This is a genomic window from Geomonas subterranea (assembly GCF_019063845.1).
Lineage (GTDB): Bacteria > Desulfobacterota > Desulfuromonadia > Geobacterales > Geobacteraceae > Geomonas > Geomonas subterranea.
On the sequence record NZ_CP077683.1, the window covers coordinates 4,648,228 to 4,662,487 of the forward strand.

At 62.5% G+C, this 14,260-nt stretch carries 14 protein-coding genes; all 14 read left to right on the forward strand.

Annotated elements, in window-relative coordinates; genetic code table 11:
* The first annotated feature begins 12 nt into the window (after positions 1 to 12).
* A complete protein-coding gene (pseH, locus tag KP001_RS20255) occupies positions 13 to 570 on the forward strand; it encodes a UDP-4-amino-4,6-dideoxy-N-acetyl-beta-L-altrosamine N-acetyltransferase (RefSeq protein ID WP_217287320.1) in 558 nt (185 codons plus the stop codon).
* Positions 570 to 1,628: a pseudaminic acid synthase gene (gene pseI / locus KP001_RS20260; RefSeq protein WP_217287321.1), complete on the forward strand. Its 1,059-nt coding sequence runs from the start codon at positions 570 to 572 to the stop codon at positions 1,626 to 1,628. Before pseH ends, pseI begins: the two co-directional genes overlap by 1 nt.
* A gap of 69 nt (positions 1,629 to 1,697) precedes the next feature.
* A complete protein-coding gene (locus tag KP001_RS20265; protein ID WP_217287322.1) occupies positions 1,698 to 3,176 on the forward strand; it encodes a capsular polysaccharide export protein, LipB/KpsS family in 1,479 nt (492 codons plus the stop codon).
* 139 nt (positions 3,177 to 3,315) lie between these two features.
* Positions 3,316 to 4,335 carry an NAD-dependent epimerase gene (locus tag KP001_RS20270; protein WP_217287323.1) on the forward strand — a complete coding sequence of 340 codons (1,020 nt, stop codon included), beginning with the start codon at positions 3,316 to 3,318 and terminating at the stop codon, positions 4,333 to 4,335.
* Positions 4,336 to 4,517: 182 nt separating this feature from the next.
* Positions 4,518 to 5,474: a GSU2086 family protein gene (locus tag KP001_RS20275; RefSeq protein ID WP_217289668.1), complete on the forward strand. Its 957-nt coding sequence runs from the start codon at positions 4,518 to 4,520 to the stop codon at positions 5,472 to 5,474.
* 73 nt (positions 5,475 to 5,547) lie between these two features.
* Positions 5,548 to 6,087, forward strand: a complete 540-nt coding sequence (locus tag KP001_RS20280; RefSeq protein WP_217287324.1) for a transposase — start codon at positions 5,548 to 5,550, stop codon at positions 6,085 to 6,087.
* A gap of 155 nt (positions 6,088 to 6,242) precedes the next feature.
* On the forward strand, positions 6,243 to 7,706 hold the full coding sequence (hldE, locus tag KP001_RS20285) for a bifunctional D-glycero-beta-D-manno-heptose-7-phosphate kinase/D-glycero-beta-D-manno-heptose 1-phosphate adenylyltransferase HldE (protein ID WP_217287325.1): 1,464 nt from the start codon (positions 6,243 to 6,245) through the stop codon (positions 7,704 to 7,706).
* Positions 7,707 to 7,779: 73 nt separating this feature from the next.
* Positions 7,780 to 8,832, forward strand: a complete 1,053-nt coding sequence (gene gmd, locus KP001_RS20290) for a GDP-mannose 4,6-dehydratase (protein ID WP_217287326.1) — start codon at positions 7,780 to 7,782, stop codon at positions 8,830 to 8,832.
* Positions 8,822 to 9,751 carry a GDP-L-fucose synthase gene (gene fcl, locus KP001_RS20295; protein WP_217287327.1) on the forward strand — a complete coding sequence of 310 codons (930 nt, stop codon included), beginning with the start codon at positions 8,822 to 8,824 and terminating at the stop codon, positions 9,749 to 9,751. The genes gmd and fcl overlap by 11 nt, the downstream gene beginning before the upstream one ends.
* Positions 9,752 to 9,956: 205 nt before the next feature.
* Positions 9,957 to 10,529 (forward strand): LPS export ABC transporter periplasmic protein LptC, encoded by a 573-nt coding sequence (gene lptC / locus KP001_RS20300; RefSeq protein ID WP_217287328.1) that lies wholly within the window; start codon positions 9,957 to 9,959, stop codon positions 10,527 to 10,529.
* The gene (lptA, locus tag KP001_RS20305; RefSeq protein ID WP_217287329.1) at positions 10,529 to 11,020 is read left to right on the forward strand and encodes a lipopolysaccharide transport periplasmic protein LptA; all 492 of its coding nucleotides are present in this window, start codon (positions 10,529 to 10,531) and stop codon (positions 11,018 to 11,020) included. Before lptC ends, lptA begins: the two co-directional genes overlap by 1 nt.
* Positions 11,001 to 11,738: an LPS export ABC transporter ATP-binding protein gene (gene lptB / locus KP001_RS20310; protein ID WP_217287330.1), complete on the forward strand. Its 738-nt coding sequence runs from the start codon at positions 11,001 to 11,003 to the stop codon at positions 11,736 to 11,738. The genes lptA and lptB overlap by 20 nt, the downstream gene beginning before the upstream one ends.
* Positions 11,739 to 11,984: 246 nt before the next feature.
* The gene (gene rpoN, locus KP001_RS20315; RefSeq protein ID WP_217287331.1) at positions 11,985 to 13,532 is read left to right on the forward strand and encodes an RNA polymerase factor sigma-54; all 1,548 of its coding nucleotides are present in this window, start codon (positions 11,985 to 11,987) and stop codon (positions 13,530 to 13,532) included.
* 59 nt (positions 13,533 to 13,591) lie between these two features.
* Positions 13,592 to 14,140: a ribosome hibernation-promoting factor, HPF/YfiA family gene (gene hpf, locus KP001_RS20320; protein ID WP_183349769.1), complete on the forward strand. Its 549-nt coding sequence runs from the start codon at positions 13,592 to 13,594 to the stop codon at positions 14,138 to 14,140.
* Positions 14,141 to 14,260: the final 120 nt, after the last annotated feature.

Genomic DNA, 14,260 nt, shown 5'->3' on the forward strand with positions numbered 1-14,260 from the left:
CACGAGGTAACGATGCGCCCTGAAGAATTCAACCTGCGTCCCATCGAAGAGCGTGACCTCGACCTGGTCCTCTCCTGGCGCAATTCCGAGCGCGTGCGCTCCTACATGTACACCGACCACCTGATCGCCCCCGAGGAGCACCGGGCCTGGTTCGCCCGGACGCGCGACGCGGAATTCCCCGCGACCCTCATCTTCGAGTACCAGGGGCGGCCGGTCGGGCTGAAGAGCTTCAACCAGATCGATCGTCACTCCAACCGCTGCCACTGGGGGTTCTACCTGGGCGACGTGGAGCTGCCGCGCGGCTGCGGCACGGTGATGGGATTTCTCGCGCAGGAGTACATCTTCGAGAAGCAGGGGTTCAGAAAGCTCTGCGCCGAGGCCTTCGCCTTCAACGAGGGGAGCATCAAGTACCACACCCGCCTGGGATTCGTGCAGGAGGGGCGCCTGGTGCAGCACGTCTTGAAGAACGGGCGCTACGAGGACGTGATCGTCTTCGGCGCTTTCAAAGAGAACTGGCTGGCCAACAAGGAAGCGTTGGCGGCAAAGATATTCCGGGAGGACGCAGCGTAATGAGCTCTATCCAGATCGGCGGGAGGGCCATCGGCCCGGACCACGCGCCGTTCATCATCGCCGAGATGTCGGGCAACCACAACCAGTCCCTGGAGCGGGCCCTGGAGATCGTCGAGGCCGCGGCCGCTTCCGGCGCGCACGCCCTGAAGCTGCAGACCTACACCGCCGACACCATGACGCTCGACCTGAAGGAGGGGGAGTTCTTCATCGAGGACCCCAAGAGCCTCTGGAAGGGGCGCTCCCTGTACGACCTGTACCAGGAGGCGCACACCCCCTGGGAGTGGCACAAGCCGATCTTCGACCGCTGCCGCGAACTGGGCCTCATCTGCTTCAGCACTCCCTTCGACGCCACCAGCGTCGAGTTCCTGGAGGAGCTGGACGTGCCCTGCTACAAGATTGCCTCCTTCGAGAACACGGACCTGCCGCTGATCCGCAAGGTGGCGGCGACGGGAAAGCCGGTCATCATCTCCACCGGCATGGCGAGCCTCGCGGAACTGGACGAGACCGTGCGCGCGGCGCGCGAGGCGGGGTGTCGCGACTTGGTGCTCCTGAAGTGCACCAGCACCTACCCGAGCACCCCCGAGAACACCAACGCGCGCACCATCCCGCACCTGAAGGAGCTCTTTGGCTGCCAGATCGGGCTCTCCGACCATTCCATGGGGGTGGGGGTCTCGGTGGCGGCGGTGGCCCTCGGGGCCACGGTGATCGAGAAGCACTTCACCCTGTGCCGTGCCGACGGCGGGGTCGATTCCACCTTCTCTCTGGAGCCGGAAGAGTTGAAGAGCCTGGTGCTGGAGACCGAGCGCGCCTGGCAGTCGCTGGGAGGTATCAGCTACGGCCCGACCGAGAAGGAGAAGAAGTCTCTGGTGTTCCGGCGCTCGCTCTACGTGGTCGAGGACGTCAAGGCCGGCGAGCCGTTCACCGGCAAAAACGTCCGCGCCATCAGGCCCGGCAACGGCCTCCCCACCAAGTACCTGGAGACCTTCCTGGGCAAGCGGGCGGCGGTCGACATCCGCAGGGGGACGCCGCTCTCCTTCGATCTCTTGGGCGGGCTCTAGCGCCGGTCGTTTTTTCCTCTGCGGCTTGGCGTCGCGGACGATGCAACTTTCAGAAAGGGTTTTGTGACTATGGCAATGAGGCTCCTGTGCGTCTCCACATCTAAGAACACCAGCGTGATCTTGCAGAAGATCATGGACCAGTACCGCGATGAGATCGAGTTCCTGCTGCACGTAGGGGACAAGGACTCGGACCTCAAGGCGTCGTCCATGACCAGGATGACGAGGACCCGGGCGGTCGGCAAGACCCACATCATGGACGGGCAGAAGTTCAACGGTCTGCTACACTCGGTTATCACCCGGGACGACTTCGAGAAGGACATCTCGATTTTCATAGACCACCTGCATCGCAGGGACGAAAAGTTCTGTTATAAATCTCATAACCTCGCCTGCATGCAGGACTACCTGGATTACTACTACATCCTGTTCGACGTGATGGCGGAGAAGGTGATTGAGAACAACATCACGCACATGCTGTTCTTCAACGTCCCGCACCTGGCCTACGACACCATCCTCTACCAGATCGGCAAGAGCCTCGGGCTGAAGATCGTGATCGTGACCCAGTCGCTGTTCCCGAACAAGTACTTCTCCATGCCCTCCATGGACGCCTATGGCAGCTTCGAACCGAAGAAGCACCAGGCGCCGCCGGCGCACATCGAGAAGAACAAGGAAATCGACCTCTTCTACATGAAGAACGTGAAGCAGGAGCAGGGGGAGACCGGGAAGATCACGGCGAAGGCGATCGGCCACATCCTCTCCTTCCTGGCCATCAAGAAGCCCTCGTACCTGGCGAACCCCGTCAAGCTGTACGACATCCTGAAGCGGACCAACGACATCTACCGGCGGCTCCCCAAGTGGCGCGACCCGTTTGCACGCTTTTTCCACGTGAACGAGCTGGAGTACTTCGAGCACATCATCCAGTACGAGAAGACGGAGTACGACCTGGACGTTCCGTTCGTCTACTTCCCGCTGCAGCTGCAGCCGGAGATGACCACCTCCGCGCTGGGGGGGTACTTCAGGGACCAGGCGCTCGCCATCGAGTGTCTGGCCAGCATCCTGCCGGAGAACGTGAAGATCTACGTCAAGGAGAACCCGAAGCAGGGGGCCTACAACAGGGGGCCGCTCTTCTACCACCGCCTGCGGCGCATCAAGAACGTGGTGATCCTCCCCTCGTTCGCCAACACCCACACCCTGACCGACCGCTCCCTCTTTGTCTGCACCATCACCGGGACCGTGGGGTGGGAGGCGCTCATCAAGGGGAAGAAGGCGCTCATCTTCGGCAACACCTGGTACCAGTCCTTCCCCGGCGTGTTCAAGTACGGGGACAGCACCAGCTACGACGAGATCATGAACTACCAGGTCGACCACGCCGAACTGGAGCAGGCCTTCGGCGCGCTCCTCTCCAAGTGCCACGACGGCGTGGTGGACCGGCACTACACCAAGCTGGTCCCGGAGTACGACGCGGCAAAGAACGACGAAGGTGCCTGCGCGCTCCTGATGGACCTCCTGAGGGGGAAGGCGGAGTTCACCTTCACCCCCCGCCCCGCGTAGGAGCGGAAACAGGCGCCGCCGATTGCAGGGCGGGGCGCATCGATGCCCAAAGCCGGCGCCGGAAGCCGGCCTCCTGTTGCAGCCAGTACATTTTTGCCGTTCCAGAAATCTGGCCGCCCCCCGCGGCATAGGAGGAATCATGAGGAAGATGCTGGTTACCGGTGCCGCCGGTTTCATCGGCTTTCACCTGAGCAAGAGACTTTTGGCCGCCGGCGTCGAGGTGGTCGGTCTCGACAACCTGAACGACTACTACGACGTCAACCTGAAGTACGGCCGGCTGAAGCAGCTGGAAGAGACGCCCGGCTTCCGCTTCGTCAAGATGGAGCTCGCAGACCGGGAGGGAATGGCGGCCCTGTTCGAGCGCGAGCGTTTCGACGTCGTGGTGAACCTCGCCGCCCAGGCGGGGGTACGCTACTCCCTGATCAACCCCTACGCCTACGTCGACAGTAACCTCTCCGGTTTCATGAACATCCTGGAAGGGTGCCGCCACCACGGGGTGAAGCACCTGGTCTACGCATCCTCCAGTTCCGTGTACGGCGCCAACACCTCGATGCCCTTCTCCGTGCACCACAACGTGGACCATCCCGTCTCGCTCTACGCGGCCACCAAGAAAGCCAACGAGCTGATGGCCCACACCTACTCGAGCCTCTACGGCATACCCACCACGGGGCTGCGCTTCTTCACGGTGTACGGACCCTGGGGACGCCCGGACATGGCGCTCTTTTTGTTCACCAAGGCGATCATCGAGGGGCGTCCCATCGACGTCTTCAACTACGGCAAGATGCAGCGCGACTTCACCTACATCGACGACATCGTCGAAGGGGTCACCCGCGTCATCGACCGCGTCCCGGAGAAGGATGGCTCCTGGAGCGGCGCCCATCCCGACCCGGGGACGAGCTACGCCCCGTACAAGATCTACAACATCGGCAACAACAATCCGGTTGAACTGCTGCGCTTCATCGAGGTGCTGGAGCAGGCCCTGGGGAAGGAAGCGCAGAAGAACCTGCTCCCGATCCAGGCCGGCGACGTTCCGGCCACCTATGCCGACGTCGACGACCTGATGCGGGACGTCGGGTTCCGCCCCGCCACCTCCATCGAGGACGGCGTCAACCGCTTCGTCGCCTGGTATCGCGAGTTCTACGGGGGACAAGGCCTGTAACAGGCGCCCCCAATCGGCAAGCTCTCCAGTTTCCTCTCCAACACCCTCTCCCCCCGGGAGAGGGTGCCCGAAGGGTGGGTGGGGGGCTTTTGAAGCTGGAATGCCCTCACCCTGGCCCTCTCCCGGAGGGAGAGGGGATGCTGGATATTTACACCACCAAACACGCTGCAGAAAGGATCGCTGTGAAATACCGGCCACTCGATTTTTCTGGTGTCAGCACCTACCCGATAGCATCCCGCAAGAACAAGATGAACGTGCAGGAGCACTTCGCCAAGCCGGTTAGGCCCGGCATGACCGTTGCCGAACTCCTCGCCGCCATGCCCGACCAACTCGGCTCGCAGGCCCTGAACGGCGTCATCGACGCCGTCGTCGCCGCCCGCGCCAAGGGAAAGCCTGTGGTCCTGGCCATGGGGGGGCACGTGATCAAGTGCGGGCTCCAGCCGGTGCTCAAAGCCCTGATCGACGCCGGCGTCGTTACCGCCGTGGCGCTCAACGGTTCCGGCTCCATCCACGATTTCGAGATCGCCCTGATCGGGGCCACCAGCGAGGATGTGGGGGCCGTCCTTCACGCCGGCAACTTCGGCATGGCCGAGGAGACCGGGGCCCAGATCAACGAAGCGCTGAAGCAGGGCGTCGCGAAGGGGCTCGGGCACGGCGAGGCGCTGGGGCGTATGATACTGGAGCGCGAGCTGCCGTATCGGGAGCAGAGCCTGATGGCGGCGTGCGTGCAGAAGGGGATCCCGGTCACCGTGCATGTAGCCATCGGCACCGACATCACCCATCAGCATCCCTCCGCCGACGGCGCCGTCCTGGGAGCCGCGAGCTTCACCGATTTCCGGATCTTCACCTCCGTCGTGTCCGAGCTCGGTGACGGCGGCGTCTATCTCAACATCGGCAGCGCTGTGCTGCTGCCCGAAGTCTTTCTGAAGGCCCTTTCCATCGCGCAGAACCTGGGGCATCACGTCGACCGTTTCACCACCGCCAATTTCGACATGCAGCAGCACTACCGGCCGCTCACCAACGTGGTCAAGCGTCCAACCTCGGGCGACAGCCGCGGCTACACCGTCACCGGGCACCATGAAATCATGATCCCGCTCTTGGCGGCGGGGATCATGGATCGGATGGGCACCGCCACTTGATTCTGTCGTCCGACCTGTAGGGGCGAATAATCATTCGCCCCCGCCGCAGGCTATTCCACATTTGGAGGTGGCGATGCCCTACGACCCGCACCTGCACCATCGCCGCTCGGTTCGCCTGGAGGGCTTCGACTATTCTCAAAATGGCGCGTACTTCGTCACCGTTTGTGCCCATGAAAGACAAACTTTATTCGGTAGATTAGTGGCGGGCGATGCCGGAGTAACGGTGGAGCTGAGCGAGGCCGGTGCGGCGGCGCAGAGCTGCTGGCTGGAGATACCGCGACATTTCCCACTGGTCACCCTGGACGCTTTCATCGTCATGCCCGATCATCTGCACGGGATACTGTTCCTGTCGGGGCATGAACAGAGCTCGGGGCGGGTGAGGGGGGCGAATGATTATTCGCCCCTACAGGGAAACGGGACATCATTGACGGTAGGTTCAGTGGTTAGAGGATTCAAGATTGGTGTAACGAAATGGTTCAAAGAAAACCAACCATGTGCCGATAAGGTTTGGCAGCGCAGTTACTATGAGCACGTCATCCGAAACGACAACGAGCTGGATCTGGCCCGGCAGTACATACTTGAGAATCCAGCAAAGCTGCACGAACACCAATGACGTTGCAACGGGCTACACCTGTAGGGGCGAATAATCATTCGCCCTGCCAACCCCGCAAGGCTGCATGAACACCAATGACGCTGCAACGGGCTGCACCTGTAGGGGCGAATAATAATTCGCCCTGTCCACCGCCCCAAGCACCATCAGGAGAACCCATGGATAGGCGAGAAGTTGAATCCTTTTTCGAGCGTGCCGCCTCGGTGCGCGCCCTCGTCGTCGGCGATCTGATGCTGGACGAATACCTCTGGGGACGGGCGGAACGGATCTCGCCGGAAGCGCCGGTGCAGGTGGTCGAGGTGGCGCGCGAGGACCTGCGCCTGGGGGGCGCGGGCAACGTGGTCAACAACTTGGCCGCCCTTGGCTGCCGGGTGTCGGTCGGCTCGGTCATCGGCACGGACGAAGACGGCCAGATCCTGCGCCACGCCCTCGCGGAAAAAGGGGCAGGTGTCGAAGGGCTGGTCGAGGACCCGGAACGGACCACCAGCAAGAAGACCCGCGTCATCGCCGCCAACCAGCAGATCGTCCGGATCGACCGGGAGATGCGCTCTTCCATCGGCGCTGGCACCGAAAAGGCGCTCACCGACTACCTCCTCGCCCACCTGGGCGAGTTCGACGTGGTGGTGGTCTCGGACTACCTGAAGGGGGTCTTGACCCCGGCGCTTCTCGCCGCGCTCTGCCGCAAAGGGCGCGAACTGGGCGTGCCGGTGGTGGTCGACCCCAAAGGCGACGACTTCGCCAAGTATCGCGGAGCCACGGTGCTCACCCCCAACCGCAAGGAGGCGGAGGTCGCCTCGGGAACCGCCATCACCGACCAGGCCTCGCTGGAACTGGCCGCGGCCGACATCCTCTCCAAGCTGGAACTCGACGCGCTCCTCATCACCCGCAGCGAGGCGGGGATGTCGCTTTTCCCCGCACAGGGGGAGGCGGTGCACATCCCGACCGTCGCCCGCGAGGTGTTCGACGTGACCGGCGCCGGCGACACCGTCATCTCGGTCCTCTCCCTGGGGCTGGCCTGCGGACTCGCCCTCGCGGACGCCGCCTGGGTGGCCAACGTGGCGGCCGGAATCGTCGTCGGCAAACTCGGCACCTCCACGGTTTCACCGCGCGAGATCATCGCGGAGGTGGGGCACTCCCTGCGCGACAGCGATTCGAAGATCAAGAACCTGGATGTCCTGACCCACCTGATCACCCGGGAACGCGCCCGGGGGAAGGAGGTGGTCTTCACCAACGGCTGCTTCGACCTGTTGCACGTGGGGCACGTGAAATACCTGCAGAAGGCGCGGGAGCTCGGCGACCTCCTGGTGGTCGGGCTCAATACCGACGATTCGGTGCGCCGGCTCAAGGGGGAGGGGAGGCCGCTCATCGAGGAGAAGGAGCGGGCGCACATCCTGGCGGCGCTTGGGTGCGTCGACTACGTGGTGCTCTTCGACGAGGACACCCCGCTTCGGCTGATCGAGGCGCTTCGCCCGTCCATCCTGGTCAAGGGGGGGGATTACAGCATCGACCAGGTGGTGGGGCGCGAACTGGTTGAAGCCATGGGAGGGAGGGTCGCCCTGATCGAGTTCGTGGACGGCCGGTCCACCAGCCGCATCATCGACAAGATCCTCTCTACAAAATAAAGTTTCGACCGCACCGGTTGCCATACGGCCGCTGCATGTTATTCATTGTTGGATCAAATTTTATGGAGGCCTCATGAAGAAGGCATTTATCACCGGCATCACCGGGCAGGATGGATCCTACCTCGCTGAACTCCTGCTTTCCAAGGGGTACGAGGTGCACGGCATGATCCGCCGCTCCTCCTCCTTCAACACCGGCCGGATCGATCACATCTACCGCGACCCGCACGAGGCGGACACGCGGCTGTTCCTCCATTACGGCGACCTCAACGACGCCAGCTCGGTTAACCGCCTGCTGCGGGAGATCCATCCCGACGAGATCTACAACCTGGGCGCCCAGAGCCACGTCCGGGTCTCCTTCGACGTCCCGGAGTACACCGGGGAGGTGGACGCCCTGGGGACGGTGCGCATCCTGGAGGGGATCCAGGAGGCGGGAATCACGACCCGCTTCTACCAGGCCTCCTCTTCCGAGCTTTACGGCAAGGTGCTGGAGACGCCGCAGAAGGAGACCACCCCCTTCTACCCCCGCTCCCCGTACGCCTGCGCCAAGGCCTATGCCTTCTACATCACGGTGAACTACCGGGAAAGCTACAACATGTTCGCCTGCAACGGCATCCTCTTCAACCACGAGTCCCCGCGCCGCGGCGAGACCTTCGTGACCAGGAAGATCACCCGCGCCGCAGCGCGCATCAAGCTGGGGCTGCAGGACCGTCTCTACCTGGGTAACCTGGAGGCGAAGAGGGACTGGGGGTTCGCGGGCGACTACGTCGAGGCGATGTGGCGCATGCTCCAGGCTGACCACGCCGACGATTACGTGGTGGCGACGGGCGAGACCCACAGCGTCAGGGAGTTCGCCGAGCAGGTCTTCGCGAGCCTCGGCATGCAGCTCGCCTGGAAGGGGGAGGGGGAGCGGGAGCAGGGGGTCGACGTCAAAAGCGGCAAGACCCTGATCGAGATCGACCCGCGCTACTTCCGCCCCGCGGAGGTCGATCTGCTGCTGGGGGACGCCACCAAGGCCAGGCGCGAACTGGGGTGGGAGCCAAAGACGACCTTCCCGCAACTGGTCAAAATGATGACCGATTCCGACCTCGCCATCGCCGAAAGGGAGTTGAGAGCCGATGGAAAATAACGCCAGGATCTTCGTGGCCGGACACCGCGGCCTGGTCGGTTCCGCCCTGGTGCGGGAGCTGGAGCGCGAGGGATACGGCAACCTCGTGCTGCGCAAGAGCTCGGAGCTCGACTTGCGGGACCAGGCCGCGACGCGGGCCTTCTTCGAGGCCGAGCGTCCGGAGTACGTGTTCCTGGCGGCGGCCAAGGTGGGGGGCATCGTCGCCAATGACAGCTTTCCCGCCGAGTTCATCTACGACAACCTGATGATCCAGAACAACGTGCTGCACTCGAGCTACCTCGCCGGGGTGAAGAAGCTGCTGCTCCTGGGCTCCACCTGCATCTATCCGAAGCTCGCGCCGCAGCCGATCAAGGAGGAGGCCCTGCTCACCGGGCCCCTCGAGCCGACCAACGAGCCCTACGCCATCGCCAAGATCGCCGGCATCAAGATGTGCCAGTCCTACAACCGCCAGTACGGGACCCGCTTCATCTGCGCCATGCCCACCAACCTCTACGGCCCCAACGACAACTTCGACCTCACCACCTCACACGTCCTTCCCGCCCTGATCCGCAGGTTCCACGAGGCGAAGGGCGCGGGCGCTGAAAGCGTCACCATCTGGGGAACGGGGACCCCGTACCGCGAGTTCGTGCACGTGGACGACGTGGCCGGCGCCTCCCTTTTCCTGATGCGGCATTACGAGGGGTGGGACCCGGTCAACGTGGGGAGCGGCCAGGAACTCTCCATCGCCGACCTGGCGCAGACCATCGCGGCGGTGGTCGGCTTTTCCGGGGAGATCCGCTTCGACACTTCCAAGCCCGACGGCACCCCCAGAAAGCTCAGCGACGTGAGCCGCATCCACGAGCTGGGGTGGCGGCACAAAATCGAACTCGACCAGGGGCTCAGAGACACCTACGCCTGGTACCTCGCCAACCGCTGCTGATTCCGTATCCTTTCCCGACAGGCCCGGACGCCGCCGGTCCCGTTTTTCGAGCCGGGACCGGCGACGCATTAAGCTGCCGAATTCTCATGAATTCCTTGCCCAAATGTTGTTTTTTGTCTTCTTCAATCTTTGTGCCAAAAATTTCGAAGCGCACCAAAATGCGCTTTACAGTGAATTTTTTAGATGCTATACTTCCAGCGAAATCATGCATAACTTCAATAATTTCAAGCGATTCCTCGGCGTTCTGGCAGTTGTCGCCTCCCTGTTGGTGGTTGCCACCATACTCTTCCGCATGCAGCAGGAAGTGGCCCCGAAACTGTCGGTGCGCAAGCTTCCCCTCCAGGTGGATGTTTCCCTGCAAAAGTTCCATTACACGGAAACCAAACAGGGGATCAAGCGTTGGGAGTTGACGGCGGAACGGGCCGACTATAACAAGCAGGCCGACATCTCCTACCTCTCAGGCGTCATCATGCTGGTGCATGGCGCGGGCGGGGTTGGCGATCTGCAGATCACGGCGCAGCGCGCCGAATACCACAACGGCACCAGGGACGTCGTTCTGACCGGCGACGTGCGGGGGAAGAGCAGCAAGGGGTACCAGTTCTTCGCCCCCCGCGTCGATTACGTCGCGGCGCGTTCGCTGCTGAAAAGCTCCGAGCGGGTCAGGATGACGGACATCGGAAGTGAACTGGAAGGGACAGGTATGGAGTACTACACGCAGACTCGGAAGTTCAAGTTGCTGAAGGACGTAAGCGCCGTGTACCGGCAGGGGGGGGAGTGATGCGCCGTATCGTCTCCTGTCTCGCTCTGCTGCTCGCTTTGGCGACGGCGGGCAACGCCGCGCAGGGCGGCGCCAACAAAGAGCCATTAAAGATAAAGTCGGACACCCTCAATACCGATAACGACAAGAAGACCGCGATCTTCGAGGGGAAGGTGGTTGCCCGCCAGGGTGACATGACCCTGTACACGGACCGCCTGGTGGTCTCGTACAGCGGCCCCAACAACGAGGTGTCGCAGGTCGAGGCGTTCGGCAACGTGCGCATCGTCCAGGAGGAGCGCCAGGCGACCGGAGCCCACGGGGTGTACGATCCCAAGCTGGCGCGCATCATCCTGGACGGCAACCCCAAGGTGGTATCGGGCGAGGACGTGGTGACCGGCAGGATCATCACCTACTACGTCAACGAGCAGAAGAGCGTGGTTACCAGCGGCCCCAAGGAACGGGTGGAAGCGGTCATCCATCCGGGAGGAAAGAATGCCGGTGCCAAACCGTAGCACCCTCTACACCAAGGGGCTTCAGAAGGGGTTCAACAAGCGCATGGTGGTGAAGGGAGTGGACCTGGAGATCTCCTCGGGAGAGGTGATCGGGCTGCTTGGTCCCAACGGCGCAGGCAAGACCACCACCTTCTACATGGTGGTGGGGCTCACCCGCCCGGACCAGGGCGAGGTCTTCCTGGACGGGGACCCGATCACCGGGCTTCCCATGTACCAAAGGGCCCGCCGCGGCATCAGCTATCTCCCCCAGGAGCCGTCGGTGTTCCGGCGCCTCACCGTGCGGGACAACCTCCTCGCCGTGCTGGAGACCATGGAACTCGAACCGGTGCGGCGCAGAGAGCGGGTCGAGGAACTGCTGGCGGAGTTCCGCATCGAACACATCGCCGGGAGCCGCGGCTACGCGCTTTCCGGCGGGGAGAGACGCCGCGTCGAGATCGCCCGGGCGCTGGCCACCGATCCGAGCTTCATACTGCTGGACGAGCCGTTCGCCGGCATCGACCCCATTGCCGTGATCGATATCCAGAACATCATCACGGCGCTGAAGGGGAAGGGACTCGGGGTGCTGATCTCGGACCACAACGTCCGCGAGACCCTGGGTGTATGCGACAAGGCCTACATCATGAACGCCGGCGAGGTGCTCGAAGTGGGCGATCCCGTGCAGATTTCACAGAGCAAAAAGGCGCGTGAAATCTATCTGGGAGACAAATTCAGGCTGTAAAGAAAAAAGACGTTCTATGTTCCAGGATCCACGTTCTACGTTAAAATGCGAAATCGAGTCGCCAAAGTTTGTTGCCCGCGCTATAATGAGAACAAAGAGAACAGGTACTCCATGAACATCGGGAAATTCAATTCTCACACAGCACGCGCCCTCGTCAATTACACGGTTTTTCAACAGGTTTCCGTTTTTCAGCGTAGAACATAGAACGTAGAACGCAGAACGGTTTTCAAGGGTTTGTGAGGACTTATGGCAATTGAGATGCGCCAGCAGATGAAAATGAGTCAGCAACTGGTGATGACCCCCCAGTTGCAGCAGGCCATCAAGCTGCTTCAGCTCTCCCGGCTGGAGTTGCAGGACGTAGTGCGCCAGGAGCTGGAAGAGAACCCCATCCTGGACGAGGTGATCGAACAGGAGGAGATCCGCGAGCCCGAACAGCTCGAGTTGCGCGAGAAGGAAGCGGAGCCCGAAAGTTCCACCAGCGACTTCCAGGAGGTCCGCGCCGGCGAAGAGACCCGCGAGGCGGACTGGGACTCCTACATCGACGGCTACAACTACAGCTCCGGCGAGCAGTACTACGACGACGAGGACCGCCCCTCATTTGAAAACCTCCTCACCAAGAAATCCACCCTGTTCGACCACCTGCTCTGGCAGCTGAGCCTGACCCGTCTCACCGACCGCGAGATGGCGGTCGGGGCCGAGATCATCGGCAACATCGATGAGGACGGCTATCTCCGCGCGACCCTCGAGGACGTCGCCTCGGCCTGCGTGCAGGTGAGCCCCTTCAGCGAGGAGGCCCTGGAATGGGCGGGGCTCGCCGCGGGCGCGCCCGGGGAGCAGGTGGCCGAAGCGGCCGACGGCTTCGCTGAGAGCGTGCTGACGCCGCTGGTCGAGGGGGTCCTGAAGCGGATCCAGGAGTTCGACCCGGTCGGGGTGGGGGCACGCGACCTGCGCGAGTGCCTGCTGATCCAGGTGGCGAGCCTGGGGATGTCCGGGAGCCTGGTCGAGGCGCTTTTGCGCGACCACCTGAAGGACCTGGAGAGCCACAAGTACAAGCAGGCAGCCAAGGTGCTCGGCGTGGACGTCAACGACATCCTCGCGGCCACCCGCATCATCGCCGAGCTCGACCCCAAGCCGGGGCGGGTCTTTGGCAGCGACGACGTGCAGTACATCTCCGCCGACATCTTCGTCCACAAGGTGGGCGACGAGTACGTGGTGATGCTCAACGACGAGGGGATGCCGAACCTCCGGATCAACCCGATCTACGCCCCCGAAGCCAAGAGCACCCGCCAGGTCGACAAGGTGGCCGAGGACTACATCGGCGAGAAGATGCGCTCCGCCATCTGGCTCATAAAGAGCATCCAGCAGCGCCAGCGCACCATCTTCAAGGTAGCGAAGAGCATCGTCAAGTTCCAGCGGGACTTCCTGGACCGCGGCATCGAGCACCTGCGCCCGCTGGTTCTGCGCGACATCGCCGAGGACATCGGGATGCACGAGTCCACCATCAGCCGCGTCACCACCAACAAGTACATGCAGACCCCCCAGGGGCTCTTCGAGCTGAAGTACTTCTTCAACTCAGGGATCTCCACCGGCGAGGGGGATTTCATCGCCTCCGAGAGCGTCAAGAGCAAGATCAAGGAGCTGGTGGACAACGAGGACCCCAAGCGCCCCTACTCGGACCAGCGCCTGGCGGAGCTCCTTTCCGGCCACAACATCGTGATCGCCCGGCGCACCGTCACCAAGTACCGCGAAATGCTCCGCATCGGTTCGTCCTCGGAGCGCAAGAAGCATTTCTAACGCGAACGCCGCCAAGGCGGGCTCTTCGCGTGTATTGTCAATAAAGGGAGGTACTTCGTATGCAGATAACCACGACTTTCAGGCACATGGAACCGAGCGAAGCGCTGAAGAGCTACGCGGAGGAGAAGCTGGACCGGGTTAAGAAATATATAGACGAGCCGATTGTCGTCCAGGTATTTTTGACCGTTGAGAAGATCCGCCACATGGCTGAGGTGACCATCAACGCCAAGGGGATCACCATCAAGGCCGCGGAAGAGACCAACGACATGTACGCCTCCATCGATGCGGTATCCGACAAGATCGAGCGCCAGCTGCGCCGCTTCAAGGAGCGCATCAAGGCCCACAAGCCGGCCTCCGACGCGCGCGAGCGCCAGGTGCAGAAGGCGATCGTCCAGGCCCAGGGTATCGAGGAAGGGACCCAGGCCCCGGTCATCATCAAGACCAAGAGCTTCACCATGAAACCGATGTCCGTCGAGGAGGCGGTGATGCAGATGGAGCTTCTGCACAAGGACTTCCTGGTCTACACCGAGTCCTCCACCGAGACCATCAACGTGGTGTACCGCAGGAAAGACGGCAACTACGGCCTGATCTCCCCGGAGAACCCGTAGCGTTCTTTTGAACCGTAAAAGACGGCCCGGAGCGCGCGCTCCGGGCCGTAAAGGCGGATGGGAGGCGTCCCCGTGGCGCCTCCCATCGTGATAACGGCCCCTTCTGGGGCTGTTCGCGTG